Origin of the sequence: Streptomyces sp. NBC_01474, from assembly GCF_035918215.1 — a bacterium.
Taxonomy (GTDB): Bacteria; Actinomycetota; Actinomycetes; order Streptomycetales; family Streptomycetaceae; genus Streptomyces; species Streptomyces aureus.
Window position 1 is genome coordinate 842,904 of record NZ_CP109449.1, and the last position, 26,024, is coordinate 868,927.

General features: G+C 70.4%; 22 protein-coding genes and 3 pseudogenes. 16 read left to right on the forward strand and 9 right to left on the reverse strand.

The genetic code is table 11. The features are described from left to right. Window positions 1-94: 94 nt before the first annotated feature. On the forward strand, window positions 95-1,603 hold the full coding sequence (locus OG758_RS04095) for an MFS transporter (protein WP_326708654.1): 1,509 nt from the start codon (window positions 95-97) through the stop codon (window positions 1,601-1,603). A gap of 256 nt (window positions 1,604-1,859) precedes the next feature. Here the strand turns inward: OG758_RS04095 and OG758_RS04100 are convergent, their stop codons facing one another. Then, on the reverse strand, window positions 1,860-2,789 hold the full coding sequence (locus OG758_RS04100) for a carbamate kinase (protein ID WP_326708655.1): 930 nt from the start codon (window positions 2,787-2,789) through the stop codon (window positions 1,860-1,862). Between the two features lie 113 nt (window positions 2,790-2,902). On the opposite strand from OG758_RS04100, the gene OG758_RS04105 reads away from it, so the two are divergent. The 4 genes from OG758_RS04105 to OG758_RS04120 are packed head-to-tail and all read left to right on the forward strand — an operon-like array spanning window position 2,903 to window position 8,160. Further along, window positions 2,903-3,841, forward strand: a complete 939-nt coding sequence (locus OG758_RS04105) for an oxamate carbamoyltransferase subunit AllH family protein (RefSeq protein ID WP_326708656.1) — start codon at window positions 2,903-2,905, stop codon at window positions 3,839-3,841. Then, window positions 3,838-5,388, forward strand: a complete 1,551-nt coding sequence (gene fdrA / locus OG758_RS04110) for an acyl-CoA synthetase FdrA (RefSeq protein WP_326708657.1) — start codon at window positions 3,838-3,840, stop codon at window positions 5,386-5,388. The genes OG758_RS04105 and fdrA overlap by 4 nt, the downstream gene beginning before the upstream one ends. Continuing rightward, window positions 5,385-6,812 (forward strand): DUF1116 domain-containing protein, encoded by a 1,428-nt coding sequence (locus OG758_RS04115; RefSeq protein WP_326708658.1) that lies wholly within the window; start codon window positions 5,385-5,387, stop codon window positions 6,810-6,812. Before fdrA ends, OG758_RS04115 begins: the two co-directional genes overlap by 4 nt. Before the next feature lie 31 nt (window positions 6,813-6,843). Further along, window positions 6,844-8,160: a cytosine permease gene (locus tag OG758_RS04120; RefSeq protein WP_326708659.1), complete on the forward strand. Its 1,317-nt coding sequence runs from the start codon at window positions 6,844-6,846 to the stop codon at window positions 8,158-8,160. Between the two features lie 20 nt (window positions 8,161-8,180). Here OG758_RS04120 and OG758_RS04125 read toward each other — a convergent pair whose 3' ends face one another. Further along, the gene (locus tag OG758_RS04125; RefSeq protein WP_116504812.1) at window positions 8,181-8,834 is read right to left on the reverse strand and encodes a GntR family transcriptional regulator; all 654 of its coding nucleotides are present in this window, start codon (window positions 8,832-8,834) and stop codon (window positions 8,181-8,183) included. A gap of 85 nt (window positions 8,835-8,919) precedes the next feature. Next, complete coding sequence (locus tag OG758_RS04130; RefSeq protein WP_326708660.1) at window positions 8,920-9,606, reverse strand: FadR/GntR family transcriptional regulator; 687 nt, start codon at window positions 9,604-9,606, stop codon at window positions 8,920-8,922. A 78-nt stretch (window positions 9,607-9,684) separates the two neighbouring features. Here OG758_RS04130 and OG758_RS04135 point away from each other — a divergent pair, with 78 nt between their 5' ends. From OG758_RS04135 to OG758_RS04160, 6 genes are read left to right on the forward strand one after another with little or no spacing between them, the layout of a single operon-like run. Beyond that, entirely contained in the window at window positions 9,685-10,920 is a 1,236-nt protein-coding gene (locus OG758_RS04135) for an amidohydrolase family protein (protein ID WP_326708661.1), read from the forward strand. After that, window positions 10,917-12,533 carry an ABC transporter substrate-binding protein gene (locus tag OG758_RS04140; protein WP_326708662.1) on the forward strand — a complete coding sequence of 539 codons (1,617 nt, stop codon included), beginning with the start codon at window positions 10,917-10,919 and terminating at the stop codon, window positions 12,531-12,533. Before OG758_RS04135 ends, OG758_RS04140 begins: the two co-directional genes overlap by 4 nt. Then, complete coding sequence (locus OG758_RS04145) at window positions 12,530-13,462, forward strand: ABC transporter permease (RefSeq protein ID WP_326708663.1); 933 nt, start codon at window positions 12,530-12,532, stop codon at window positions 13,460-13,462. The genes OG758_RS04140 and OG758_RS04145 overlap by 4 nt, the downstream gene beginning before the upstream one ends. Next, window positions 13,459-14,325 (forward strand): ABC transporter permease, encoded by an 867-nt coding sequence (locus OG758_RS04150; RefSeq protein WP_326708664.1) that lies wholly within the window; start codon window positions 13,459-13,461, stop codon window positions 14,323-14,325. The genes OG758_RS04145 and OG758_RS04150 overlap by 4 nt, the downstream gene beginning before the upstream one ends. After that, on the forward strand, window positions 14,322-15,365 hold the full coding sequence (locus tag OG758_RS04155; protein WP_326708665.1) for an ABC transporter ATP-binding protein: 1,044 nt from the start codon (window positions 14,322-14,324) through the stop codon (window positions 15,363-15,365). The genes OG758_RS04150 and OG758_RS04155 overlap by 4 nt, the downstream gene beginning before the upstream one ends. After that, window positions 15,362-16,153 carry an ABC transporter ATP-binding protein gene (locus tag OG758_RS04160; protein WP_326708666.1) on the forward strand — a complete coding sequence of 264 codons (792 nt, stop codon included), beginning with the start codon at window positions 15,362-15,364 and terminating at the stop codon, window positions 16,151-16,153. Before OG758_RS04155 ends, OG758_RS04160 begins: the two co-directional genes overlap by 4 nt. A gap of 61 nt (window positions 16,154-16,214) precedes the next feature. Here the strand turns inward: OG758_RS04160 and OG758_RS04165 are convergent, their stop codons facing one another. Together OG758_RS04165 and OG758_RS04170 are read right to left on the reverse strand one after the other, a co-directional pair. After that, complete coding sequence (locus OG758_RS04165) at window positions 16,215-17,957, reverse strand: adenine deaminase C-terminal domain-containing protein (RefSeq protein WP_326708667.1); 1,743 nt, start codon at window positions 17,955-17,957, stop codon at window positions 16,215-16,217. Then, entirely contained in the window at window positions 17,954-19,318 is a 1,365-nt protein-coding gene (locus OG758_RS04170; protein ID WP_326708668.1) for an NCS2 family permease, read from the reverse strand. Before OG758_RS04170 ends, OG758_RS04165 begins: the two co-directional genes overlap by 4 nt. A gap of 223 nt (window positions 19,319-19,541) precedes the next feature. On the opposite strand from OG758_RS04170, the gene OG758_RS04175 reads away from it, so the two are divergent. Next, window positions 19,542-20,528 carry a LacI family DNA-binding transcriptional regulator gene (locus OG758_RS04175; protein ID WP_326708669.1) on the forward strand — a complete coding sequence of 329 codons (987 nt, stop codon included), beginning with the start codon at window positions 19,542-19,544 and terminating at the stop codon, window positions 20,526-20,528. Window positions 20,529-20,543: 15 nt separating this feature from the next. On the opposite strand, the gene OG758_RS04180 is transcribed toward OG758_RS04175, so the two are convergent. After that, window positions 20,544-21,134, reverse strand: a complete 591-nt coding sequence (locus tag OG758_RS04180) for a TetR/AcrR family transcriptional regulator (protein WP_326708670.1) — start codon at window positions 21,132-21,134, stop codon at window positions 20,544-20,546. 49 nt (window positions 21,135-21,183) lie between these two features. On the opposite strand from OG758_RS04180, the gene OG758_RS04185 reads away from it, so the two are divergent. Then, complete coding sequence (locus OG758_RS04185; RefSeq protein WP_326708671.1) at window positions 21,184-21,732, forward strand: GNAT family N-acetyltransferase; 549 nt, start codon at window positions 21,184-21,186, stop codon at window positions 21,730-21,732. A 10-nt stretch (window positions 21,733-21,742) separates the two neighbouring features. Here the strand turns inward: OG758_RS04185 and OG758_RS48830 are convergent. Continuing rightward, window positions 21,743-22,821 (reverse strand): annotated as a pseudogene (locus OG758_RS48830) (IS630 family transposase). 125 nt (window positions 22,822-22,946) lie between these two features. On the opposite strand from OG758_RS48830, the pseudogene OG758_RS04200 reads away from it, so the two are divergent. Next, window positions 22,947-23,282 (forward strand): annotated as a pseudogene (locus OG758_RS04200) (Crp/Fnr family transcriptional regulator); the annotation flags it as partial. A gap of 1 nt (window position 23,283) precedes the next feature. Beyond that, window positions 23,284-23,720 (forward strand): annotated as a pseudogene (locus OG758_RS04205) (SAM-dependent methyltransferase); the annotation flags it as partial. A gap of 15 nt (window positions 23,721-23,735) precedes the next feature. Here the strand turns inward: OG758_RS04205 and OG758_RS04210 are convergent. Beyond that, the gene (locus OG758_RS04210; protein WP_326708672.1) at window positions 23,736-24,974 is read right to left on the reverse strand and encodes an RNA-guided endonuclease InsQ/TnpB family protein; all 1,239 of its coding nucleotides are present in this window, start codon (window positions 24,972-24,974) and stop codon (window positions 23,736-23,738) included. Window positions 24,975-25,376: 402 nt separating this feature from the next. On the opposite strand from OG758_RS04210, the gene OG758_RS04215 reads away from it, so the two are divergent. After that, entirely contained in the window at window positions 25,377-25,754 is a 378-nt protein-coding gene (locus OG758_RS04215) for an NUDIX hydrolase (protein ID WP_326708673.1), read from the forward strand. Window positions 25,755-25,781: 27 nt separating this feature from the next. Here the strand turns inward: OG758_RS04215 and OG758_RS04220 are convergent, their stop codons facing one another. Continuing rightward, entirely contained in the window at window positions 25,782-25,964 is a 183-nt protein-coding gene (locus OG758_RS04220) for a hypothetical protein (RefSeq protein ID WP_326708674.1), read from the reverse strand. Window positions 25,965-26,024 lie beyond the last annotated feature (60 nt).

A 26,024-nucleotide genomic window follows, 5' to 3' on the forward strand; every position in this document is an offset into this window, starting at 1 on the left:
TGCGAGCAGCGGTTTTGCATACCAACGAAGTGGTCAGACCCACTCAGCGGGCGTGACCTTTACGTTCACCCGTGTTTTGGTATACAAAATCTGCATGCAAGCCCCTCCACCGTCACCCAGCACCCCTCAGGAGCAGCTCCCGGATCCCCGCCGCTGGTGGGCCCTGTGCGTCCTCGGTCTGGCCCAGCTGATGATCCTGCTCGACAGCACCATCGTGAACGTGGCCCTGCCGTCCATGCAGACGGAGTTGGGCATGGCGGACGGTGACCGCCCGTGGGTCGTCACCTCTTACACGGTCGCGTTCGGCGGGCTGCTCCTGCTCGCCGGCCGCATCGCCGACCACGCGGGGCGCAAGCGCGTCTTCGCCTCGGGTCTGCTCGGTTTCGCGGTCGCCTCCGCGGCGGCCGGGGCGGCTCCCACGACGCAGGCACTGTTCGCCGCCCGCGCCGTGCAGGGCGCCTTCGCCGCCCTGCTGGCGGCCTCGGCCCTCGCCCTGGTGGCCACGACCTTCACCGACCTGCGCGAGCGCCGGAAGGCCATCGCCGTCTTCGGTGCTCTCGGCGGCGCCGGAGCCTCCCTCGGAGTCGTCCTCGGCGGGCTGCTCACACAGTGGTTCGGCTGGCGCTGGTGCCTGCTGGTCAACGTGCCCATCGCCCTCCTCGCACTGCTCGGCACGCTGTGGACTCCGCGCGATCGCGCCCAGCGCCTCACCGGCCGTATCGACATCGCAGGTGCGGTGCTCGGGTGCGGCGGCCTGACCGCGCTGGTGTACGCGTGCAGCCAGGCGGAGGCTCAGGGGTGGACATCCCCCGGCGTGCTCGGCGTGCTGCTGGCCGGGGCCGCCCTGCTGACGGCGTTCGCCTGGTGGCAGACCCGGACCGCCGCCCCGCTCCTGCCGCCGCGGCTGATGCGCGACCGCCGCCGCGTCGCCGCGCTGCTGGCCGGTGGCGCACTGATGGCGGGCCAGCTGTCCGTCTCGCTGTATCTCACGTACTACCTGCAGACCGTGCTGGACTGGTCCGCGTTGGCCAGCGGCCTGGGCTTCCTGCCCATCAGCCTCGTCACCACCGCGACCGCCACCCAGCTCGGCACACGCCTCCTGCCCAGGTTCGGCCCGCGCGTGATGATGACGGCCGGTCTGTGCGTCTCCGCGTGCGGACTGTTCCAGCTCACGCTGCTGGACCCGGATTCCACCTACGCCGCGAACGTCCTGCCCGCGCTGATCACCTTCAGCGTCGGTATGGGCGGCAGCTTCCTGGCCATCATGACCGGCGCCACCTCGGACGTACCCGCACAGGACTCGGGCATCGCATCGGCGACAGTCAACTCCGCGCAGCAGATGGGCGGCTCCATCGGATCGGCCGTGTTCAACACGGTGGCCGCGAGCGCGGCAGCGGCCTTCCACGGGAGCCCGCGGGCCGCCACCCTGCACGGCTTCACCTCGGCCATCTGGATCCCCCTCGCCCTGCTCCTGCTGGCAGCGGTCGCGACGGCCACGCTGGCCGGCCACCAATCTACCCGCGTATATGCGTGCGCAAATACTTCTCCTCGTAATCCGAGTGAAGTAAAAAATGGGCAGGGAAGCGGAAGTCGCGGCGCTTGACGAGGCGAGATCGAGGAAATGCGGAGGGTGTGGTCCGACTCCCCCAGCGGGTAGCCGGACCACACCGTCCGTAAACGGAATGCATTCCTGCCGCGGGGCTCATGGAGCCTTCCCGCGGCGGGAGGATCCTTCCTGAAGAGGCTTGCTCGACCTCGACCTCAACTTGACCTCGCCCTCGCCCTCGCCCTCGCCCTCGCCCTCGACCTCGCCCTCGACCTCGCCCTCGCGCTCGCCCTCGACCTCGACCTCGACCGACTCAGGCGAAGACGATCCCCTCCGGCACGTCGGCCCGGATCTCCGTGCCCACCCGGCGTTCCAGCAGGTCGTCGATCCGTTCGAGCGGCCCGATGAGTGCGCGTCCGCCGGCCTTCGCGACCCGCACCGCGGCATCGACCTTCGGCTTCATGGACCCTTCGGCGAAGGACAGTTCGGCGATGGCCTCCGGGGATGCCGTCAGGATGTCCCGCTGCTCGGGAGTCCCCCAGTTCTCACTGACGTAGTCGCCGTCCGTGAGCATGACCAGCATGTCCGCCTTGAGCTCGGCCGCGAGTGCCGCGCTGGCGAGGTCCTTGTCCACCACGGCCTGCATGCCGGTCTGGCGACCCTTGCCATCGATCTTCACGGGTACGCCTCCGCCGCCGACGCACACGACGAGCCGGCCGTACTCCAGGAGCATGCGCACGAGCGGTGCCTGGACGATGCGCCGCGGGGCGGGGGACGGCACCACGCGCCGGAACGCCGCACCGTCGCGCGCGATCGTCCACCGGTACTCGGCCGCCGCCTCAGCGGCGTCCTGCGCGGAGTACTGGGGACCGATCAGCTTCGTCGGGCGCTCGAAGGCCGGGTCCGCCTCGTCGACCTCGGTGGTCGTGACGATCGCCGCGACCTCGCGCTCTCCGGCAAGAGCGTTGGAGAGCTCCTGCTGGATGACGTAACCGATCATGCCCTGCGTCTCCGCGCCGAGGATGTCCAGCGGGTACGCCGCCACATCCTGGTAGGCGAGGTTCTGCAGAGCCAGAAGACCCACCTGGGGTCCGTTCCCGTGAGTGATCACGAGCTCGTGCTGACGGGCGAGGCCGGCGAGCGCCTCGCAGGTGGACCTCACGTTCGCCCGCAGATGGTCGGCCGTCATCGGCTCCCCCCGACGGGCCAGCGCGTTGCCTCCGAGAGCCACGACGATGCGCATGGATTCCCTCCACAGACTTGTTCGCTTCCCCATTGTCAAATGGTATACCAGTGAGCGAATGTTGAAGGGAACCCATCACGCCCGACGGGCACGGTGAGGGCGAGGAGGGTGCAGTGACTTCTCTGTGTACAGCCACCGGGCTGCGTGCCACATCCGGCGACGCCGCACTGATCGCGTACCTGCGCGCGCTCCGCGGGCACGGCATCGTCGAAAGCGTCTTCCCGCGGACTGTCAACGTATTCATGCCTGATGAGAGGCTCATCGCCCTCTCCGCCCGCGGCGGGGGTGACGCTCCCCGGACCTTGGTCACCGATGCGCACAGCTGGTCGGAGAGGGGCATCTCGGCGGGTCGGGCCGTGGAGTTCGCGCCGGGTGTCATCACCATCCGCACGGCGGACGCACACCTGCGGGTGCATACGGAGGGCGCAGATGAATGGCATCCCATCCTGCCGTCGCTCGCGGCGGTCGGCCCGGGCGACCTCGCGGCCGCCGCCACGGCGCTCGACCGGCTCATACAGGCGCACGGCTCGCGCGGCGGCATGCTCGGCCCGACTCCCACCGCATCGTCGATGGAGGCAGCCGTCACCCGGGCACTCGCAGACGGGCGCGACGCCCTCGTAGACGCGGTCAAGTCCGCGAACGACGCGGGCATGCGCCGCGGCGTCCTGTCACTTCTCGGACTCGGCCCGGGACTGACGCCCGCGGGCGACGACTTCCTGACCGCCCTGGCCCTGCTGTCCTCGCTCCACGGCAGCGGGCTCGGCGCGTTCGGACGGGCGCTTCAGGACGTCCTGCTCGAACACCCCGGCCGCACCACGCGGTTGAGCGTCACCACGCTCGACGAGGCCCTGGCGGGACGAGCCCGCGCCTCACTGCTCGACGTCCTGCACGCTCTGGCCCACCCCTCCGGGTGGAGCGAGGCGCGGGCAGCCGAATCCATCCGCACCCCGGCCCGGCACGTGCTGGCCATCGGCCATACGTCCGGCACCGACATCTTGTCCGGTCTCGTGACCGGGCTTCGCCTGGAGAAAGAACTGCGAGGTTCGCTGTGAGCATCACAGCAGTCGTCAAGAAGAACACCTACTTCGACTCGGTGTCCCTGATGTCCATCTCGACCCGGGCGAACCAACTGCCCGGCGTGGAGCAGGCGTTCGTCGCCATGGGCACCGAGATGAACAAGGGCGTGCTGAGCAACCTCGGCCTCCTCACGGCGGATCTCGACGCCGCGGGCACCGGGGATCTCATGATCGTCGTGGAGGCCGGCGAGGAAGCCGACCAGGCAGCGCTCCTGGCGGAGGTCGAGGAGCTCCTCGTACAGAAGGCGCCCAGCGGGAGCGGTGGTGCGGACACCGTCACGTACCGGACGGTCGACGGCGCCGCGCGCGCCATCCCGGAGGCGAACCTCGCGATCGTCGCGGTCAACGGCGCGTACGCGGGCCGGGAGGCCCGCAAGGCGCTGGAGAACGGCCTGCACGTGATGGTCTTCAGTGACAATGTCCCCATCGAGGAGGAGGTCCGCCTCAAGCAACTGGCTCACAGCAAGGGCCTGTTCATGATGGGGCCCGACTGCGGCACCGCGATCATCAACAATGTCGCGCTGTGCTTCGGCAACGCCGTGCGGCCCGGCACCGTCGGTGTCGTCGCGGCGTCCGGCACCGGCGCGCAGGAGGTCAGTGTCCGGATCCACGCACTGGGTGCGGGCATCTCGCAGCTCATCGGCACGGGCGGCCGCGATCTCAGTGAGCAGGTCGGCGGCATCATGATGACCGACGGGATCCGGGCGCTGGCCGACGATCCCGGGACCAGTGTGATCGTCCTCGTGTCCAAGCCGCCCGCTCCCGCGGTGCAGGACAAGGTGCTGGCCGAGATCGCGGGCGCGGGCAAGCCCGTGGTCGTCTACTTCGTCGGCGGATCCGAGGAGGCCGTGACCGCGGCCGGCGGACACTTCGCCGCGAGCACCCAGGACGCGGCGCTCCAGGCCGTGCGCCTGGGGGTCGACGCCCACGCGGCCGTCGACGAACTGGCCGCCAAGCAGGTGGACGAGGTCTGCGCCCGGCTCGCACCTGAACAGCGGTACGTGCGCGGCCTGTTCTGCGGCGGAACCCTGTGCGACGAGTCGATGTACGCGCTGCTCGAAGTCAGCGACAACGTGTGGAGCAACATCCAGAAGGACCCCGGGCGGCGTCTGACGGCCGGCAGCCCCAGCGTCGGGCACACCTTCCTCGACTTCGGCGACGACGACTTCACCAACGGCCGCCCGCACCCGATGATCGACCCGTCGCTGCGCCTGGCGCGCCTCGTCCAGGAGGCCGAGGACCCCCAAGTAGCCGTGATCCTCATGGACTTCGTCCTCGGGTTCGGCGCCCACGAGGACCCGGTGGGGGTCACGCTCCCCGCCATCGCGCAGGCCAGGAAGATCGCGTCCGACGCGGGCCGGCACCTGGAGATCGTGGGCTACGTCCTGGGCACCGACCTCGACACCCCGGCCCTCGCCGAGCAGGTCGCGGCCCTGGAGGCCGCCGGAGTCACCGTCACCCGCAGCAGCACCGAGACGGGCCACTTCGCCCGTGAGACCGCCCGGAAGGCACACCGCGCATGAGCACTCAGGCCACCAGCCTCTTCACCAGCGACCTCAGCGTCGTCAACGTCGGACTGGCCATGTTCGACCGGGACCTCACCGCCCAGGGAGCGCGGGTCACGACCCTCGACTGGACTCCGCCCGGCGGCGGCAGCCCCGAGGTTCTCGCGGCTCTCGACGCGCTGGAGGACCCGCGCGTCGCCGCGCGGACCGATGCGGCCAATGCCGAAGCCGTCGACCGCATCGTCGGCGCACGGCCGATGCTGGTCGGCTTCGGCAGGGCCATCGACGTGGTGCCCGGGATGACCCCGACGACGATCCTGCACGCCGGACCGCCGATCACCTGGGACCGCATGGCGGGAGCCATGAAGGGGGCCGTCACCGGCGCCCTCGTGTTCGAGGGCCTGGCGCGTGACCTCGACGACGCCGAACGGCTCGCGGCATCCGGCGAGATCACCTTCTCTCCCTGCCACGAACACGACTGCGTCGGTTCGATGGCCGGTGTCACGTCCGCGTCGATGTACATGCACATCGTCCGCAACGAGACCCATGGCAACACCGCCTTCACCAACCTCTCCGAGCAGATGGCGAAGATCCTTCGCATGGGGGCGAACGACGAGAGCGTCATCGAGCGCCTCGTCTGGATGCGGGACGTCCTCGGCCCCATGCTCAAGGAGGCCATGGAGATCGGCGGCCCCGTCGACCTGCGACTCCTGCTGTCCCAGGCGCTGCACATGGGCGACGAGTGCCACAACCGCAACATCGCGGGCACCCTGCTCCTCACTCAGGCACTCACTCCCGCCCTGCTGCAGACGAGCTTCACCACCGAGCAGAAGAAGGAGGTCTTCGACTTCATCGCAAGCTCGGACTACTTCTCCGGACCCACGTGGCTCGCCATGGCCAAGGCCGCCATGGACGCCGCTCATGGCATCGAGGGTTCGACGATCGTGACGACGATGGCCCGTAACGGCGTCGAGTTCGGCCTCCGCGTCAGCGGCCTGCCCGGCAACCGGTGGCTCACGGGCCCGGCCCAGCCGGTCATCGGGCCGATGTTCGCCGGGTTCAAGCCCGAGGACGCCGGTCTGGACATCGGTGACAGCGCGATCAGTGAGACGTACGGCTTCGGCGGGTTCGCCATGGCGACCGCACCCGCCATCGTCGCGCTCGTCGGCGGAACCGTGCAGGAGGCCGTCGCCTTCACCCGGGACATGGGCGAGATCACGACGACCCAGAACCCGAACGTCACCATCCCCGCCCTGGGTTTCGAGGGCGTCCCCACCGGTATCGACGTCCGCAAGGTCCTGGCCACCGGGATCCTGCCGGTCATCAACACCGCGATCGCCCACAAGGAAGCGGGCATCGGGATGATCGGCGCCGGCATCACGTACCCGCCCGCCGCAGTCTTCGAGCAGGCCGCCAGAGCTCTCGCCCGCACGGTCGCCTGACGGCGTGCCGGCCAATCCACGGAGACCCACCATGAACAGACGCGATCCCGCCCTGGCGGAAACGGCCCACGCGGGCCTCGAGCTGGACCCGGAGTACGAGCACACGCCCGTTCCGACGGAGAGCCGCAAGTCCCTTCTCACCGTGTCGGCCGTGTGGTTCGGGTTCCCGATGATCCTGACCAACGCCGTGCCCGGCGGCATCGTCGTCGCGCTCATGGGCTTCTGGCGCGGTCTGGCCGCGATCGTCGCCGCGAACCTCGTGATGCTGGTCTACGTCGGTCTGCTCAGTCACCGGGCGGGCAGCACGGGCGAGAGCTTCTCGCTCCAGGCGACCAAGACGTTCGGGAGGGTCGGCTACGTCGTCGCGTCCGGTTTCCTCGCGACCGTCGTCGTCGGGTGGTTCGCCTTCAACACCGGCGCGACGGGGGCCACCCTGCACCAGGCGTTCGGCTGGCACGAACAACTCGTCGCCGCCGTCGCAGGGGTGGCCTTCGTCGCGATCACGTTCCTCGGCATCCGCGCCCTGTCCTGGCTGGGCGCGGTCGCCGCCCCGCTGTTCATCCTCGTCGGCCTGATAGCCCTGGTGATCGTCTCCAGGTACCACGACCTCGCGACCGTCCTCGACTACAAGGGCGTCGGCGGGAACAGCGCCCTCACCTTCGGCGCCGCCGTCTCCCTCATCATGGCGACGTTCGCGGACTCCGGAACGATGACGGCCGACTTCACCCGCTGGTCCAAGAACGGCAGGCAGGCCGTGATCGCGACGGCCACCGCCTTCCCCGTGGCGAGTCTCGTCGCCCAGATCACCGGAGGCATCGTCGTCGCGGCCGGCGCCGTGGCCTCGGCGGGCACGGTCGGCGGCAACTTCCTCCCGATCCTCACCGGCGGTCACGGCGTCGCCCTCGACGTACTGGCCGCGGTGTTCGTCTTCGTCAACCTCGGCTCCGTCTGCAGCCACTGCCTCTACAACGGCGCGCTCAGCTGGTCGCATCTGACCCGTACGAGGATGCGCGTGATGACGATCGTCCTGGGGGCCGTCGGCACGGTCGCCGCCCTCGCCGGTGTGTGGGACCACTTCCTCGACTGGCTGGTCGTCCTCAGCGTGTTCGTCCCACCGCTCGGCGGCGTACTGATCGCCGACCAGGTGCTGCTGCGCCGCCGGCTCGACGGGCGGGCCGAGGCGGCGGTGCGTCCCACGGCGTTCGCCGCGTGGGCGGCCGGAGCGGCCGCCGGGGGGCTCGTGCACTGGTACGCGCCGCAGTTCTCCGACGCCGTCACCGGCCTGCTCGTCGCCCTGGTCGCCTACGCCGTACTGGAGGGGATGCCCGCACGAAGCCGGGGCGAGTGATGGCGGACGCGGGTGTGCGGCTACTGCTCCGGGGTGCGCCTGCGGTGCGCGGCGGCCTCGCTGCGGCCGGTCGCCAGGTGCTTGAGAGCCAGCTCCTCGACGCGCGGCACGTCCCGGGCCTCGATCGCCTCGTACAGCTCCTCGTGCTCCTTGGCCACGCCGGAGATGTCGTCGTGCTGGCCGAGCAGCCAGCGCATGCGGCTGCTCAGGGTGCGGCCGAGCTCGTTCAGGAGCTCGTTGTCGGCGAGCGCTGTCACCGTCTCGTGGAAGTCGGCGGCGGCCCGGCGCGCGGGTACGGCATCGCCCTTGGCCGCCGCCCTCAGCTCGGCGTCCAGGTCCGCCCGCAGCCGCGCGAGTCCCGCGCGGGTGCGCCGCTGGGCGGCGAGACGGAACGCCAGCATCTCCAGGGCGGCCTTGACCTCGTCGAGGTCCTCGACGTCGGAGGCGGTGAACTCACGGACCACCGCCCAGCTCCGCGGGCGCGGGGTGACAAGACCCTCGTTCACCAGGTCCTTGAGGGCGTCACGGACGGGCAGGCGGCTCACCCCCAGCTCGGCCGCCAGTTCCCGCTCCACGAGCTTGCTTCCCGGCGCCCGCACACCGTCGAGAATCTGATCGCGCAGCGTGCGCGTGACCCGCTCCGACTCGGGTTCAAAAGTGTCATCCCCTGCCATGACCACTATTCTCGCACCGCGTCGCAGGTCATTGGGCCGTACCCCACCCTCGGCGGAAGGCAGAGGACGGGAGTCCGGGCGACGGTCAGCCGGCCGGGGCATCGGAGCCGGTCTCCTGCTGGTCGAGGATGGCGACCGCGATGGCCGCCGCGGCGCCTGCGTCCCCGTCCTCGACGGCCCGGTGCAGGTCCTCGTGCGACGTGTCGTTGCCGCTGAGGGTGTGCTTCATGCACTGGTCGGCCTTGACGCTGTCGCGCAGGGCGTCGCTCATGCCCCGGTAGAGGTTCTGCAGCACGGGGTTGTGGGAGGCCTCGGCGATGCGCAGGTGGAAGTCGACGTCGGCATCCGCGAAGGCGTCCACGTCGGCGTTCCGGCTCGCGTCGGCCCGGTTGTCCAGGGCCTTCTGCATCTGCTGGAGATCGTCCGCCGTACGCCTCGTCGCGGCGAGCCGGGCGGCGACGATGTCCAGGCCGCGGCGTACGTCGATGATGTCCTGGGCGGCGGCGCGGTCGAGCTGGCGGCGCAGCGCGACCTCGGCCTCGTCGGTGGCCGTCACGAAGGTCCCGTTGCCCTGACGGGTCATCAGCAGGCCCGAGTGCACCAGGACGCGCACGGCCTCACGCACTGACAGGCGGCTGACGCCCAGCGTCTCGGCGAGCCGGCTCTCGGACGGGATCTTGTCGCCGAGCTGCCAGGTGCCCGTCGCGATCTCCTGTCGCAGCGCGGCGATCACGGTGTCGACGAGCGACGGAGCCCGTTCCACGTTTTTCATCCCAACCCCTTCTCTAGTCATCTGATGACCTGATAACTCTATCGGTCGGTTCGTCTCCAACGAAGGAGTAATGCCGTCATGACGCACATCTTGTTCACAGCAATACGTCTGGACGGCGGGCAGCCCCGCGACGTTCTGGTCGCCGACGGGCGTATCGCCGCCATCACCCCTCCCGCGCTGCCTGAAGAGTACGAAGTCGTCGACGGCGGCGGCGCCTTGGCCCTACCCTCGCCGGTCGACGCGCATATCCATCCCGACAAGACCACCTGGGGCCAGACCTGGCTCAGCCGTACCCCCGCGTCGAGCCTGCGGGACCTGATCGACGGCGATGTGGCCGCGCGAGCCGACATGCCGGCGCCGGTCGAGCACCGCGCCGGTGCGCTCATGGACCGTGCCATCACCCGTGGCACCCGCGCGATGCGTGCGCATGTCGACGTCGCGCCCGTCCACGGCCTGTCCAATGTGCACGGCGTCCGTGCCGCCGCGGCCTCGCGCGCCGATCTGCTCGATGTGCAGGTGGTGGCCTTCCCCCAGCTCGGCCTGCTCACCGAGCCGGGAACGGCCGAGCTTCTCGAGAAGGCCCTGTCCGAGGGCGCCGACGTGCTCGGCGGACTGGATCCGGTGGGCGTGGACGGGGACATGCACGGGCAGTTGGACGTCCTGTTCGGCCTGGCCGAGAGGGTGGCCGTCCCGCTGGACATCCACCTGCACGACGGCGGTCCGTCCGGTATCGAACAGGTCACCGAGATCGCCCGCCGTACGGTGACGCTCGGCATGCAGGGACGCGTCACGGTCAGCCACGCCTTCTGCGTCGCCGGCCTCGGCGGCGACGAGCTGACGCGGGTCGGCGAGATCCTCGCCGAGGCGGGCGTGTCCCTGACGACCTGCGCCCTGGGAGCCGACCCCGTCGTCCCCTTCGGTCCGCTGGGCGAGCTCGGAGTGCTGGTCGCGGCGGGCTCCGACGGCGTACGCGACCCGTGGACCCCGTTCGGCGACGGCGACATGATCACGCGGGCCCATCTCCTCGCGTACCGCACCGACGCCCGCACGGACGCCGAACTCGCCGCGTGCTATGCCGTCGTGGCCCACGGGGGCGCCGCGCTCCTGGGCCTGGAGCGCACGGAGCTGCGCGTCGGTGACCCAGCCGACTTCGTCCTGCTTCCCGGCGACTCGGTGGCGCAGGTCGTCGTGGACCGGCCCGTCCCGTCCCTCGTCGTCCGCGCGGGCCGTGTGATCGCCCGCGACGGACAACTGGTCGAGAGCGGGCACCTGCGCGCCGCGGGCGACCGACTCGTCGAGAGGGCCTCCCGATGATGCGCCGCGCTCTCCCCGTGATCGGGCTCGTCCTGACGCTCGCCGCCTGCACCTCCGGGGCTCGACAACCGCAGCAGGGCGCCGCCCCGGCGAAGCTCGACCTCAAGACCACCACCCCCGCCGCCGCCAAGGGGCTCGGCAAGGTGACGTGGAACCTCCCCTACGAGCCGCAGACCCTGGACCCGATCCGCTCGTTCAACTACGCGGAGAACACCGCCCTCGCCAACATGTGCGAGAGCCTCCTGCGGCTGACCCCGGACTTCAAGATCAAGCCGGGCCTGGCCGTCAAGGCCGCCAACCCGACCCCCACCACCTGGGTGTACACGATCCGCAAGGGCGTGACGTTCTGGAACGGCGATCCGCTGACCGCCGACGACGTCGCGGCGAGCCTGCGCCGGCACCTCGACCCGAAGCTCGGCACCTGGTGGGGCGACTACTTCAACACCGTCAAGTCGGTCCGCGCCACCGGATCCATGCAGGTCACGGTCACACTCAAGCAGCCCGACGCCCTGTTCAACCAGGCGATGGCCACCGGCGCAGGCGCCGTCGTGCAGAAGAAGTTCCTCGACAAGGCCGGTAAGGCGCTCGGCTCGCCGTCCAGCGGCGTGATGTGCACCGGGCCGTTCAAGTTCCATGGCTGGAAGTCGGGCGACTCGATGACGCTCACCCGCTACGACCACTACTGGGACAAGGCGCTCAAGGCCAAGTCCGAGTCCCTGGTCCTGCGGTTCATCGCCGACGAGACGACCGCCGTCAACGCCCTGCGCTCCGGCGAGGTCGACGGGCAGTACTTCTATCTGCCGCCCGCGGGTCTCGGTCAGCTCCAGAAATCCACCACCGGATCGGTGACCCTGGGCCGTTCCCTCACCTTCTGGGCGCTGCTCGGCTCGGCGAAGTCCGGCCCCTACGCCGACCCGAGGGTGCGCCAGGCCCTGTCGCTCGCGCTGGACCGCGCGGCGATCTCCAAGGTCGTCTTCCAGGGCACGGCCTCCCCCCAGCGAGCGCTGACGGGCAGCGACTACTGGGGCTACGAGCGCAAGACGTACCAGAAGGCCTACGAGGCGCTGCCGCCCGAGACCACCGATCTCGCGAAGGCCAAGGAGCTGCTCGTCCAGGCGGGCTCACCCACGAAGCCCATAGTGATCGGAGTCCAGGGCAGTTCGGCCGTGCACGAGCAGACCGCCAACCTACTGAAGGCCACCGGCGAAGCGCTCGGCCTCGACATCGAGATCAGGGTCGTCCCGGTCGAGCAGTACGGCAACCTCTACAGCGACCCCAAGGCACGCAAGGGCATCGACGCCTTCCTCAGCACCTGGTACGGCAACGTGCCCGACCCGCTGGACATCTACACCGTGTTCCGCAACGGCGGGCGGACGAACTTCAGCGACTACAAGGCAGTTGACGGCGCCATCGCCAAGGCGCGGGCCGAGGGCGATCCGGCAGCACGGGCCTCGCTCGTCACCGGGATCCAGGAGAAGGTGACCCGCGACGTCGTGTGGATGCCGCTCAACAACCTGCCCGTGATCCTCTACATGAACAAGCGGGTCACCGGCGCCGTGCCGTCCTTCCCCTACCTGTACTACCCGTGGGCCGCAGGGCTGGGGGCCAGATGACCACCTACCTGCTACGGAAGTCGATCGCGCTGGCCGTGGTCCTGGTCGTCGCCTCGTTCCTCGTCTACGGACTGCTCTACCTCGTACCCGGCGGACCGATGGCGTTCCTGCTCGGCAACCGCAGCGGCACGCCCGAGCAGATCGCCGCCATCCGGGCCCAGTACCGGCTCGACGACCCCTTCCTGGTCCGCTACGCGGCGTGGCTCGGTGACGCCGTGCGCGGCGACTTCGGCAGCTCCCTGGTGTACCGGCAGCACGTCTCGGGTCTGATGGCCGCCCGCGCGGCGACCACCGCGTTCCTGGTCGGCTACTCCACCGTCCTGATCGTCGTGGTCGGTGTGGCGGGCGGTGTGCTGGCCGGGCTGCGTCGGGGCCGGGTGGACGCCGTCATCAGCGCGGTCTGCTCGGCGTTCCTCGCCACTCCGACGTTCGTGATCGGTGTGCTCCTCGTGATCGTGTTCGCTCTGGGCCTGGGCTGGTTCCCGGTGTTCGGGCCGGGGGAAGGCCTGTTCGGCCGGCTGTATCACCTGACGCTGCCGGCGATCACCCTCAGCCTCGGCAGCGCCGCCTTCCTCGCCCGCATCACCCGCGCCTCGGTCCGCGAGGAACTGGGGCGCGAGCATGTGGAGACCGCCCGCAGCCGTGGCATCGCCGAAGCACTCGTCATCCGCCGGCACGTGCTGCGCAATGCGTCGATCCCGGTGATCACCGTCACCGGTCTGACCGTGGCCGGTCTCATCGCCGGCTCGGTCGTCGTGGAGAACGTGTTCGCCCTCGACGGCCTCGGCTCCCTGTTCGTACGGGCGATCCTGCAACGAGACTTCGCGGTCGTTCAGGCCGTCGTCCTCGTTCTCGTCGCCGCCTTCGTCCTCATCAACCTCGTGGTGGACCTGTGCTACAAAGCCCTCGACCCGCGGATGTCCCGATGACCGCCGTGGCCACCCGCGTGCGCGGGACACTCGGCAGGTTCAGCCCGTCCCGTGCGGTGCGTGCGCTCGGCGTGCCCGGCGTCGCCGCGGCGGCACTGATCGCCGTGGTGCTGACGGTCACGCTGCTGGCTCCGGTCCTTGCTCCCTATGACCCCGACCAGCCGGACCTGTTCAACTCGCTGGCCGGTTCATCGGCCGCGCACCCCCTGGGCGGTGACGCCCTCGGCCGGGACGTGCTCTCACGGCTGATGTGGGGCGCCCGTACGACGTTGAGCGGGCCGGTCCTCATCATCTGCCTGTCGACCGTCGTCGGCACCGCGCTGGCGGTCACCGCGGCGTGGGCGGGCGGCAAGGTGGACGCGGTCGTCTCGCGCCTGCTGGACGTGCTGTTCGCGGTCCCGGGCATCGTTTTCGCCCTGATCACCGTGGCCGTACTCGGCCCCGGCGTCACCGGCGTCGTCCTCGGCCTCGCCGTCGCCTACACCCCGTACGTGGCGCGGGTGGTGCGCGGTGCGGCGCTGCGGGAGCGCAACATGCCCTATGTGGCGGCGGCCTGGGTCCAGGGCCGGTCCGCGTTCGCCATCTGCATACGCCACCTGCTGCCCAATCTGCGGCCGATCATCGTCGCCCAGTCGGTGTCCGCCCTGGGCTTCGCGGTCATCGACCTCGCGGCGATCTCCTTCCTGGGGCTCGGCGTGCAGCCGCCGACCGCCGACTGGGGGCTCATGGTCAAGAGCGGACTGGACAGCGCGACGCGCGGACAGCCGCTGGAGGCGCTGGGTGCGGGCCTGTTGATCGTGCTGGTGGTCGCCGCGGTGATCGTGCTCGGCGACCGCCTCGGCAAGGAAGGTGACCAGCGGTGAATCTCCTGAAGCGCGAGAGGGATCAGCCGGAGGAGAGTCGGGCGGAGAAGGGCCTGTCCGGGGGCAATCTGCTCGATCTGCGAGGGCTTGGACTCGCCGTCCCGGCCGGCCGGGACTGGCGTCCCCTCGTCGAGGAGGTCGACCTGTCGATCGGCCGGGGCGAAGCCGTGGGCCTGGTCGGCGAGTCCGGCTCGGGCAAGTCCATGACGGCGCGGACGATCCTCGGGCTGACACCGCCGGGAGCGCGCGTCACCGGTGACATCGTCTTCGACGGGATCCGGGTGACCGGCATGGAGCGGCGGGCGCTGCGCGGTCTGCGGGCCCGACGCATCGCGATGGTCTTCCAGGATCCGCGTGCCCACATCAATCCGGTACGCAGCATCGGCGACTTCCTCACGGAAGCCATGATCGCCAACCTGGGCGTGCCCGCCCCGGAGGCGAAGGCGCGGGCGGTGCGGCTCCTGTCGGACGTCGGCATCGCAGACGGCGAGCGCCGGATGCGCCAGTACCCGCACGAGCTGTCCGGCGGGCTTCTGCAACGCGTCATGATCGCGTCGGTCCTTGCCGTCGAGCCCGATCTGGTGCTGGCGGACGAGCCGACCACGGCCCTGGACGTCACCACGCAGTCCGAGGTCATGGCCATCCTCGACGAGCTGCGGCGGGAGCGCGGCATGGCCATGCTGCTGATCACCCATGACCTGGAGCTGGCGGCGGCCACCTGCGACCGGCTCGCCGTCATGTACGCGGGCCGGATCGTGGAGACCCAGGCCGCCGGCGCGCTGACGGCCACGCCCCGGCACCCGTACACCTCCGGGCTGATGCTCTCGCGGCCGAGCATCGATCAGGTCGTCCACCGGCTGCCGGTCATCCCCGGCAGGCCGCTTGCCGCCTTCGAGGCGGAGGACGGCTGCGCGTTCGCCCCGCGCTGTGCGCATGCGCGGCCGTACTGCGCGGACGGGCACCCGGCCGTGGTGGAACTGGAGGGGGCGCGCGTGGCGTGCACGCGGGCCGGCGAACTCACCTTGCAGGGAGAGTCATGAGCGACTTCGTGATCGAGGCGGCTGGTCTGCGCAAGGAGTTCGGGCAGGCGGTCGCCGTCGACGACGTCTCCTTCACGCTCTCGCGCGGCCAGTCGCTGGCAGTGGTCGGCGAGTCCGGCTCCGGCAAGACGACGGTCGCGCGGATGCTGGTCGGGCTGGAGACCCCCTCCGGCGGATCGATCAGCGTGTGCGGCCGGCCGCGTCGCGGCGGGCGGGTGTCATCGGCCGAACGCCGCAGGCGCGCCCGGGAGATCCAGATCGTGTTCCAGGACCCCTACTCGTCGCTCGACAAGCTCCAGCGGATCGGCGACGTCGTGGAGACCAGCCTCGCCCTTCATTTCCCGCTGACTCCCGCCGAACGGCGCAGGCGGGCCCTGGAGTTGCTCGAAGCGGTCGGACTGGCCGAGCGGCATGCGGCCATGCTCCCCCGCCAGCTCTCCGGCGGGCAGCGGCAGCGCGTCGCCATCGCCCGCGCCATCGCCGTCGAGCCGGAGGTGCTCGTACTGGACGAGGCGGTGGCGGCGCTCGACGTGTCCATCCAGGCGCAGATCCTCAATCTGCTCGCCGACATCCGCGAACGCAGTGGCATCAGTTACGTGTTCATCTCGCACGACCTCGCCGTGGTCCACCAGATCAGCGACTTCGCCGTCGTGATGTCCGGCGGTCGGATCGTCGAGCGCGGAGACACCCGCGACCTGCTGCGCGACCCCCAGGAGGAGTACACCCAGGCATTGCGCGCGGCGGTCCCGCGGCCGGGCTGGAAGCCGACTCGGAGGCAACCGGCCTGAGCGTCGTCAGGGGGTGGCGGCCAGACCTCGAAGGAGGCGTCCGCCACTCCCCCGGTCCCGTTCAGGAAGCGACCGTCGCCCCCACCGGCGCCCGCCGCTCGACGTCCACCAGCGAACGGTCAGTGATCTTCAGCGCAGGGGACACGGCGAGCGTAAGGGTGGACACGCTCATGAACGGGTTGAGGTGTTCCCAACCCCACGCCTCCAGGGCGGCCCGCACGGCGCCCGCCTCCTCGGCGACCCGCGCGGCGGGCCGGGCCGACAGCACGCCGCCCACCGGCAGCGGCATCCGCGCCGCCACGCTCTCGCCGGCGGCACCTCGGACGACGGCCACGCCGCCTCCGTCGGCCACGACGGTCGCCGACGCTGCGGCCATCGCCGCACGGGACGTACCGATCGTCACCAGGTTGTGGCTGTCGTGGGCGTACGTGGTGGCCACGGCGCCCTCGGCCAGGTCCCGGCCGAGCAGCGGCGCGAAGACGAGTCCGTCACGGCCGTGGCGATTGCGGACGCGGACCAGTACGGCTCTGCCCTCCCACGCCACTTCGCCGTCGGACACGGGGAGTTCGATCTCCGCTGCCTCGGTGTAGGTGTCCCGCGGGTTCACGCGCATGGCCCGGAACCGGTGCGTCCCGTCGGGCAGGTCCACGCGCCAGCGGAAACCGTCCTCGTCCTGCGCCTCCACGTCGACACGGCTCTCCAGGGCGCCGGCCTCCCCGGACCGTGCCTCGTAGACCGCGGCTCCGTCCCTGCCCACGACCTGGCCGCCGGCCAGCACGACGGCCGGGTCGAACGCGGCGAGTTCGCCGCGCAGGAGGACCAGGTCGGCGCGCTTGCCCGGCGAGACGACGCCCCGGTCGTACAGCCGCAGCCGCTGCGCCGGGGTCCAGGTCAGCGCGCGCAGCACGACATGCGGCGGGAAGCCCGCCGCCACCGCCACGCGGGCGATGTGGTCCAGGTGTCCCTTGGTGACGATGTGGTCGGCCGCCAGGTCGTCTGTCACGAGACACAGCGGCGGCAGCTGGGGCAGCGAGAGGAGTGCCTTCGCGACGTCCTCGTCGAGGCACTTCTCCTGGAGCATCATCGTCATGCCGAGGCGGGCCTTCTCCAGGACCACTTCGGTGCGGTTCTTGGTGTGGTCGGAGTCCACGCCCGTGGCCAGGTAGGCGCTGAGTTCGGCGCCGCCGAGGTTGGGGCAGTGGCCGTCCATGATCGTCCCCTGGGCCCGGGCGGCGGCGGTGACCGCGGCCATCCGGGGGTCGCCGGCCACGACCGCCCGGTAGTCCATGACCTCGCCCAGCGCCACCACGCCCGGCCAGCGCAGCATCTCCGCGATGTCGTCGGCGGACAGCGCCGCACCGGCGTGCTCAAGACCTTCCAGCGCGGGCACGCAGGAGGGCACGCCCCACAGCTGGGTCTGCGGCGTCCGGTCACCGGCGTCGATCATCCACCGCATGGCGTCCCGGCCCGCGACGTTGACGATCTCGTGCGGATCGGCGAGGACGGTGGTGGTGCCGCGGGCCAGCGTCACGGCGGCGAACTGCTGCGGGGTGAGGAAGGCACTCTCGATGTGCATGTGGGCGTCCACGAAACCGGGGACGATCCGCATGCCGGTGGCGTCGATCTCCTCGCGCGCCTCTGCGGGCGTGCCCGGCGGGAGTACGGCGCTGATCTCGTTCCCCCGGACCAGTACGTCCGCGGGGAACTCCTCGCCGGTGAAGGTGGACACCACGCTCCCGCCGAAGATCCGGAGGTCGTGCGGATCACTCATGTCGTCGTGCTCCTTCGTGGACGGTGTCGTCACGGGACGAGGGTGTAGAAGTAGTAGCCGAGCGGGATCATCACGATCCACAGCGGCCAGGCCACCTCGCGGATCCGTCCGCTGACGGTCTTGACCAGGACGTGCGCGGCCAGGCCCGTCGCGATGCCGGTGCCGAAGTTGCCGAAGAACAAGGTGGTCGCGACGGTCAGCGCCGCGGGGACGGCGTGCGTCGGGTCCTTGAAGTCGACGTTCTTGAGGGCGCCGAGCATGTTCAGCCCGATGTACATGAGGACGGGCGCCGTGGCCGCGGACGGGATCAGTGTCGCGAACGGAGTGACCAGGAGCAGGAGACCGAAGCCGCAGGCCGCCCACACCGACGCGAGGCCGGTCCTGCCTCCCGAGTCGGCGCCGGCCGACGACTCCAGGTAGGCCGTCATCGAGGGCGCGCCGACGGCGGCCCCGCCCATCACGGAGACGGAGTCGACGAGGAACGGGCGGCGGGAGCCGGGGATGTTGCCGTCCTTGTCGAGTAGCCCGGCCCGCCCGGCCACGGCCAGCAGCGTCCCGGTCATGGAGAAGAACTCCGAGACGAAGAAGGCGAAGATGTACGGGAAGTACTCGGGCTTGAGGGCGCCGAGGATGTCGATGTGGAAGAGCAGCGGGCCGGGCGAGTCCGGCGCCGAGAAGAGGCTGTCGGGGACCTCGGTCACGCCCAGCGGGATGCCGGCGACCGTCACCGCCGCGATGGTGATGAGGAACGCGCCGGGCACCTTGCGCGACGCGAGCGCGGTGAGCAGCAGCAGGCCGGCCAGGGCCAGCAGACCGGCGGGCTTGGACAGGTCACCGACGGCCAGGGCCGCCTTGTCGGCGTTGCCGACGACGAGGTCCGCGTCCCGGAATCCGATGAGGGCGATGTAGAGGCCGAGGCCGCCGCTGATGGCGTACTTGAGGTGCATCGGCATCAGGCGCGTGACGAGGTCGCGGATGCCGAGGAGGGTGAGCACCAGGAAGGCCACGCCGGACCAGAACACCATGCCGAGCGCCGTGTCCCAGGGGACGTGGTCCTGGCCGACGATGGTGAAGGCGACGAGCGCCACTCCGCCGAGGCCCGGGGCGACGACGAAGGGCAGGTTGGCTATCAGGCCCATCGCCAGGGTGGCCAGGGCTATCGCGATGATGACGGCGGTGGTGGCGGCGCCGTGCGGCACGCCGGCGCCGGCCAGCTGACCGGGCACGACGACCACGGCGTAGGCGGCGGCCATGAACATCGAGGCGCCCGCCACGAGTTCGGTGCGGTGGGTGCTGCCGCGGCCGCGGACGCTGAAGAGCCGTTCGACGCGCGAGGCGGGTGGCTCGGTCGTGACGGCGGTCTGCTCGCCGGTGGTCGGAGCGGTGGGTGGCATACGAAACCTCGGCGGGGATGAGGGTCGGGCAGGACGGCCTGCGGCGGCGTCGGCGCGGGGAGGACTCGCGGGAGGTGGGGGCACCCGGCTTGGGCCAGGTCTCTGCAACCGGGTTCTGTAACCGGTTGCAGAGACCGGTTGCAGGTATGATGACACGCCGTAAAGCGAATGTGAACACAGGGGCCCGCGCACGCTCGGCGGGCACGTCAGGCAGGGGGCGGCGATGGCGACGCTGATGGATGTGGCGCGCGCGGCAGGGGTGTCGAAGGCAACGGCCTCAAGGGCCCTGCAGCGCCCCGAGCTGGTCGCGGAAGCCACCCGTCTGCGCGTGCTGGACGCCGCGCAGCGCCTGGGCTTCCACCCCAACGCCGCCGCCCGCGCGCTCACCACCGGGCGGACGGGGCTGGTCGGCCTGGTCGTGCCGACGCTCTCCAACCCGTTCTTCGCGCCGCTCGTGACGGGCGCCCAGCAGACCGCCGAGAAGACCGACCATCACCTCCTGATCGCCGTCTCGGAGTACGACCCCACCCGTGAGGCGGAGCTCGCCGACCGGCTCGCCGAGCAGGCCGACGGGCTGATCATGGTCACGCCGGTGGGCACCGACGCCGCGCTGCGGGAACGCGCGCGACGCTTCCCCCTGGTACTGGTCGACCGCCAGGTGGGCCGGCTGCCCGCAGTCGTGGCCGACACGGCGACGGGTCTGGCCCAGCTCATGGACCACCTCCTCGACCAGGGACACCGGGACATCGCCTACGTCTCGGGCCCCGCCGGTTCCTGGGCCGACGGGCAGCGGTCCGCGATCCTGACGGAGCGCGCGGAGCAGGCGAAGGCCCGGCTGCGTGTCCTGGGCCCCCTGCCGCCCTCGTTCGACGCGGGGATAGAGGCCGCCCGCGCCCTCCCCCGCGACGCCACGGCCGTGCTCGCCTACAACAGCTATCTGACGCTCGGGCTGCTGCACGGACTCGCGGCGGCGAATCGCCGGGTGCCCGAGGACGTCAGTCTGGCCGCGGCCGACGACCTGAGCAGCCTCAAGTCCACGACACCTCCCGTGACCGCGCTCGACGTCCCGGTGGAGGAGGTGGGCGCACTCGCCGTCACGCGCCTCATCGACCTGCTCGCGGGCCGCCACGTCACGGTCACCTCCCGCCTGCCGTCCCGGCCGGTCCTGCGCGCGTCGACGGCTCCGCCCGCGGCGTCCGCGCACAGGTAGAGCGCCAGCGCGCCTTCACCCGGTGCCGGTCAGTGCGTCCAGGTAGTCGTCCAGAAGCTCGGCCTGGCGGCAGGGCGGGAACGCCTCGGGGTCGAACAGGGCCTGCACCACCAGGCCGAGCACGAACGCCTGGGCGCCGGCCGCGATGCGCGCCGGGTCCCCGTCGGGCAGTTCGCCCGCCTCCTGAGCGGCCTCGACTTTGTCGCGCAGCTTGTCGCGGCTTCGCGCGTACTTGCCGGCGTAGTCGTCGCTCAGCCCGGGGTCCGCGAGCGCAGTGTCCCAGGAGGACACCCAGATCCGGTTGCTGTCAGTGGCCTCGCCCGTCAGCGGCAGGATGCCCATCAGGGCGGTCTTCAGCGCGGCCAGGCCCTCCCCCGCGGCCGGCCGGGGGCGCGAGACGGTCCGCTGCTCGAGCAGGTCGAGGGCGTACGCGACCAGGTCGCGCTTGGCCGGGAAGTAGTGGGTGAGCAGGCCGGTGGACGCGTCGAGTTCGGCGGCGACGGCGCGCATGGTCAGGCCGCCGAATCCGTGCGCGACCAGCACCCGCCAGACCGCCTCGGAGACGTCGCGGCGACGGGCCTCATGGTCCCCCTTGGTACGTGGCATGCTGCTACGGTACATAGTCAAAACGCTTGTTGTGTGAATGAGGTCCCTCATGTTCTCTCTCCCCCTGCGGGACGACGCCCGTCTCGCCCCGCTCGAGATATGGCACGCCGAGGAGTTCGCCGCCCACCTGGACCGGGCTCGCGAGCACATCCGGCCGTGGGTCGGGGCGGGGTTCATCACCGTCGACGTCGACGGGGCGCGGGCCACACTGCGCCGGTACGCCGAGCGCCAGGCCGCGGACGGCGGCCGCCTCTACGGCATCTGGCTCGACGGCACGCTCGTCGGCGGCGTGATGTTCGTGGACTTCGACGCCGCCTCCGGTTCCTGCGAGATCGGCTGCTGGCTGGAGCCGGACGCCGAGGGCCACGGCCTGATCACACCGGCGTGCGGCACCTTGCTGGACTGGGCGTTCACCACACGGAGCCTGCACCGCGCCGAGTGGCACTGCCGGGCCGACAACGAACGCAGCGCCGCGGTGGCCAAACGGCTCGGCATGACGCTCGAAGGCGTTCAGCGCGAGTCCTGGCCGTACGACGGCACCCGTCACGGCACGCAGCTCTGGGCGATCCTCGCTCCGGAGTGGCGCGCCCAGTACTGACTTCGGCTGATCAGGGTGATGCCGGTTCGTCGAGGGTGAGTCCGGTTCCAGCGATGAAGCCGTCGAGGGTCTCGGGCCGGTACTGGAGACGTTTGAGCCGGTTACGCACGAGCGTCTACAGGCGGTCCAGGGCGACGACGGCGAGGTTGGCCAGACTGCGTTTGACGTGTGCCCACACCCACTCCACCGGGTTGAGGTCGGGCGAGTAGGCGGGCAGCAGGAACACGGTCAGCCACTCCCGCTGGTCGATCAACTCCCGCATTCTGCGGGAGACATGGGTGTTCAGCCGGTCCCATACCAGCATGATCGGCGCCCGTACGAGCTGGTGGGCGCCGTCGATCAGCGCGATGAAGTCCCGCTCGCCCAGGCTGCGGCGCTCGCCCTTGCACGCGGGATGGGTGCGCAGGCGATGACACAGCCGGGTGCGCGAACCGGGCCGCATCGCGATCAGCCCGGCCACCGACAGCCGTCCCGAGCGGCGTCCGCTGACCGTCACGACCGGGGTGATCCCACGCCGGCCCCAGGTGCGTCCTTTGGGCGGCCTGCGGGTGAACCTGGCCTCGTCCTCGAAGCAGATGTAACCCCCGCAGGCCGCCCGGGCTCTTTTACCTCCGCCCAGGTCGCCTCCTTCCAGACGTCGACCGCCCGCTCGTCGCGCTCGGCCACCCGCCTGGCGGGCACCTGCGGGGAGAACCCGAGCCGGTGCATCAACCGCGTGGCACCCCAGACGCTGTAGGAGACGTGGAACTTCCTCCCGATCAGCGTGGCCACCCGGGCCGCGGTCCACACCTGGTCCTCCACCCAGCCATGCGCAGCCGGCCCCTGCTCCAGATAAGCGGCCAGTTTCTCCAGGCAGCGCGGCGACAGGCGACAACGACTCCCGCCCGCACCACGTGAGGCCAGGGCCGCCGTCCCGCCCTCGCGCCACACCTCATGCCACTGGTAGGCCGACTTCCGGCTCACCCGCAGCCGCCGCGCGACCTCCGGCGGCTTGATGTCCTGCTCGAACAACTCGGCCGCCTGCAACCGCACCGACTCCCGGCGCTGACGCCCCATCGCGGTCAGCCCGCCCCCATCCGCATACCTCACACACCACGGAATAACCAACACACCATCCCCAGCAGGGACTTCGCGAAAGATCACCCTGACGAGCCGAAGTCAGTAACCACGACACCGCGCGCCCCAAAACAGCTGACCCTGTAGCCACCACACTGCGCGCCCTCTACAACGACCCGCTGGACCAGGCCGAGGAGCAACTCCGCCTCACCATCGAGGAGGTCCGCGAGCGCCGGGAGTGGGAACTCCTCACCGACCGCGAGTTCGGGCTGCTGCACAACGTCGACCACGGCCAGCGCATCAGCACCTTCTCCGGCCCGCCCACCCCCGACGATCTCGACGAACTGCTCTCCATGCGCCGTAAGGCACGGCTCTTCCTCGCCCGTCCCAAGGCGATCGCCGCGTTCTTCCGGCAGTGCAACCGGCGCGGCCCGGTGCCCGGCACCGCGAACGTCGACGGGCACGAGGTACCCGCCTGGCGCGGCGTCCCGATGCCAGGTCCGCCACCACCAGCGCAACATGCTCGGCACCGGCCTGCCGACCGGCGCCTTCGCCGCGTCGTGGAACAACGAGTCGACGATGTACGTCGAGCTGGAGCTGCTCTTCGTCGAACACGCCCGGCCGCTGCGTCGCGGCGGCCGCTACGTGGTCATCACCGGCTGCTGCAACGACAGTTACGGCCAAGCCTCGCGCCAGGTGTCCCTGATCAACGCCCACTACATCTGCGACATCCACCCACGGTCGGAGTACTTCCGCGCCATGGCCCGCAACCGCCTGGTCCCCGTGCACGTCGAGAACCTCACCGAGGCCGCGCTGCCCAACTGGGAACTGCGCAAGCAGGCCGACCATCTCGTCACCGGCATCGAGGACAGGTCCCTCCGGCGTACAGGAACGGCAGTTTCCAGTACCTGATGACCGCTGCCGACCGCGTGTCAACGACCCGGGACTCAAAGTTCCGGGCTTGCACAACGGGCGCCACTGGCTGTGGCGCTGCGTTTGCGTCCTGTCCCACGCCCGGTGTCCGGGGGCGGGTCTGGGGCAGTTGACTGCACCCCGCGTCGCCACAACTCTTCCGCACGGTGACGGATGTTGCGGGAGCCGTTCCAGTCCGCATGTGCAACGACACCGCAGGACCGGCATACGAAACGGGCCTGGGAGACCCGGTTCGCTTTGTCAATGTGCCCGCATTCGGCGCAGGTGCGGGAGGTGTACGCCGGATCGACGTGCACCACCGGTACCCCTGCCTTGCGGGCCTTGTACGCGATGAACTGGCCGAGCTGGGCGAAAGCCCAGGAGTGGAGGGTGGCCCGTTGGGGCTTGCGAAGCCGTACCCGTGCGCGGATGCCCGTGAGGTCTTCCAGGGCGATTCCGCGACCGGTGCGTTCTGCCTCGGCCACCACATGCTTCGCGATCTTGTGGTTGATGTCCCGCCCCCGCCGCGCCTCCTTACGACGCCGCCTCTTCAGGCGCCGTTTGGCGGACGGGGTGTTCTTACGCTGGAGTTTCTGACGCAGGTTGCGTTCGCGCAGGCGTCCGCGGTTCAGGCGGCGCCCGGCCATGATCTGACCGTCCGAGGTGGTCGCGATGTTCACGATCCCCAGATCGATCCCCAGGAACTCCACCACGTTGGTGTTGAGTTCGGCCTCGGGGACCTCGCAGGTGGCGATCAGGAACCACATGCCGTCCCGGTACAGCAGGTCGGACTCGCCCCTGCGATACAGGGCCAGGCGGGCCAAATGCTCGCGCGAGGCGGTGAACGCCACGCCCTTCATCCGGCCCGACAGGGTCCAGATCGACACCGTACGCTCCGCGTGCTGCCAGGACAGCATCCGGTCGTCATACGGCTGCGCGCCCACCGGGCGGAAGGCGATCGGTTTCTCGATGGCACGCCGGTAGCGCTTGGAGGAGGGCTTGCCGAGGTTCCCCGCCTTCAGGTTCGCCTTGAGGGTGGTGTACGCGTCGCAGGTCTTCTTGATGACGTGCTGGGCCGCCTGAGCTCCGAGCCCCCACCGGTCCTTGACCTGGCCGTAGGAGTGCTCACGCAGGGCGAAGTTGCGCTTGATGTCCTTCTCGAACGCCACGGACGACACCCAGGTCGCGGCCTCGTTGCAGGCATGCAGGGTTTCCTCAAGTGCCGCCGCCTGCACGGGCGTCGGCAGGAGCTTCACCTGCACACTCAACTTCACGACCGTGACGCTACCCGCCACCCGACGCACCGGCATTCGAACAGCGCACATTCCTCCTGGCACCCCTTCTACCTCACCGCCTCCGCGAGCGGCACGCCGCTCGCCCCCATCAAGCAGTACATCGAGCAGCACAAACGCCCTGACTAGCCGGCCTCCGGCCGGCTCCGCCAGGCAGCCCACGGCCGAAACCACAGATACTGCGATGCTGCGCACCGCCACCACAGGATGCGATTCCCCCCAGGGCCGAAGCCCTGGGGTTCCTCGCAAGAGCCCGCTGAATCCGGCCCCGCCCTGAGCCCTGATCCGGTGCCGTCAGCGTGAACTGACCTTCGCGGGGTAGGAAGGCAAGGCCCGGACACCGGGCGCACGGATCACGCGGAACAGGGAAAGGGCGGTCGGATCATGGCGCTGGAGCAGGCGGCCCAGGGAATGGTTCAGGCGGTCGTCATCCACAACGGACGCCTGCTCCTGGTGGAACAGCCGGACGGCAGTGCCCTGCCGTCCGGCGTTCCCGAGCCCGCCGAGTCGGCGGAGGCCACCGCCGCACGACTCGTGTACGAGCTCACCGGCTACCTCGTCGACGGTTCATCGACGCTCGAACCGGAGGCGGCTCCAGCAGATTCGGGGTCGGTTGTTCTGTGCCGGCTGCTGACCGATGACCCCTCGGACGGAGCGCGGCTCGCGCCGGAGCAGATCCACTGGGTTCCGGTCGCGGAGGCGGTCGACATCACACCGCGCGGAGTCGTCCGCAACTACTTGGAGGGCCACACGCCCGTGTGAGCCCTCCAGGCGTATCGGCCGACCTCGTCACGGGGCGGCCCAGCGGCCGTTGGCCTTGCGGTGGTCGTGGGGCTGCTGCGACTTACCGGGCAGCTGTTCCTTCGCCTGCTTGACGGCTGCCTGTGGGATCTGCGAGTGGAAGTACAGCAGCTTTCCCTGCCCTCGGGCGCCTATGCCGTGGTGCCCTTTCGCCGGTGAGTTCTTGCTCATGACTCGGCACCTCGCCATCTCACGTCGGCTTCGCGGGCCCGGATGTCCCCGGTCGCGCAT

Excerpts from the sequence above, each read along its gene's own strand:
- OG758_RS04170 (WP_326708668.1), bottom strand. The coding sequence starts at position 19,318 with ATGCCACCCACCGCTCCGACCACCGGCGAGCAGACCGCCGTCACGACC.
- OG758_RS04220 (WP_326708674.1), bottom strand. The coding sequence starts at position 25,964 with ATGAGCAAGAACTCACCGGCGAAAGGGCACCACGGCATAGGCGCCCGA.
- OG758_RS04120 (WP_326708659.1), top strand. The coding sequence starts at position 6,844 with ATGAACAGACGCGATCCCGCCCTGGCGGAAACGGCCCACGCGGGCCTC.
- OG758_RS04140 (WP_326708662.1), top strand. The coding sequence starts at position 10,917 with ATGATGCGCCGCGCTCTCCCCGTGATCGGGCTCGTCCTGACGCTCGCC.
- OG758_RS04135 (WP_326708661.1), top strand. The coding sequence starts at position 9,685 with ATGACGCACATCTTGTTCACAGCAATACGTCTGGACGGCGGGCAGCCC.
- OG758_RS04145 (WP_326708663.1), top strand. The coding sequence starts at position 12,530 with ATGACCACCTACCTGCTACGGAAGTCGATCGCGCTGGCCGTGGTCCTG.
- OG758_RS04130 (WP_326708660.1), bottom strand. The coding sequence starts at position 9,606 with ATGAAAAACGTGGAACGGGCTCCGTCGCTCGTCGACACCGTGATCGCC.
- OG758_RS04125 (WP_116504812.1), bottom strand. The coding sequence starts at position 8,834 with ATGGCAGGGGATGACACTTTTGAACCCGAGTCGGAGCGGGTCACGCGC.
- OG758_RS04175 (WP_326708669.1), top strand. The coding sequence starts at position 19,542 with ATGGCGACGCTGATGGATGTGGCGCGCGCGGCAGGGGTGTCGAAGGCA.
- OG758_RS04100 (WP_326708655.1), bottom strand. The coding sequence starts at position 2,789 with ATGCGCATCGTCGTGGCTCTCGGAGGCAACGCGCTGGCCCGTCGGGGG.
- OG758_RS04095 (WP_326708654.1), top strand. The coding sequence starts at position 95 with ATGCAAGCCCCTCCACCGTCACCCAGCACCCCTCAGGAGCAGCTCCCG.
- OG758_RS04160 (WP_326708666.1), top strand. The coding sequence starts at position 15,362 with ATGAGCGACTTCGTGATCGAGGCGGCTGGTCTGCGCAAGGAGTTCGGG.
- OG758_RS04185 (WP_326708671.1), top strand. The coding sequence starts at position 21,184 with ATGTTCTCTCTCCCCCTGCGGGACGACGCCCGTCTCGCCCCGCTCGAG.
- OG758_RS04150 (WP_326708664.1), top strand. The coding sequence starts at position 13,459 with ATGACCGCCGTGGCCACCCGCGTGCGCGGGACACTCGGCAGGTTCAGC.
- OG758_RS04115 (WP_326708658.1), top strand. The coding sequence starts at position 5,385 with ATGAGCACTCAGGCCACCAGCCTCTTCACCAGCGACCTCAGCGTCGTC.
- OG758_RS04180 (WP_326708670.1), bottom strand. The coding sequence starts at position 21,134 with ATGCCACGTACCAAGGGGGACCATGAGGCCCGTCGCCGCGACGTCTCC.
- OG758_RS04215 (WP_326708673.1), top strand. The coding sequence starts at position 25,377 with ATGGCGCTGGAGCAGGCGGCCCAGGGAATGGTTCAGGCGGTCGTCATC.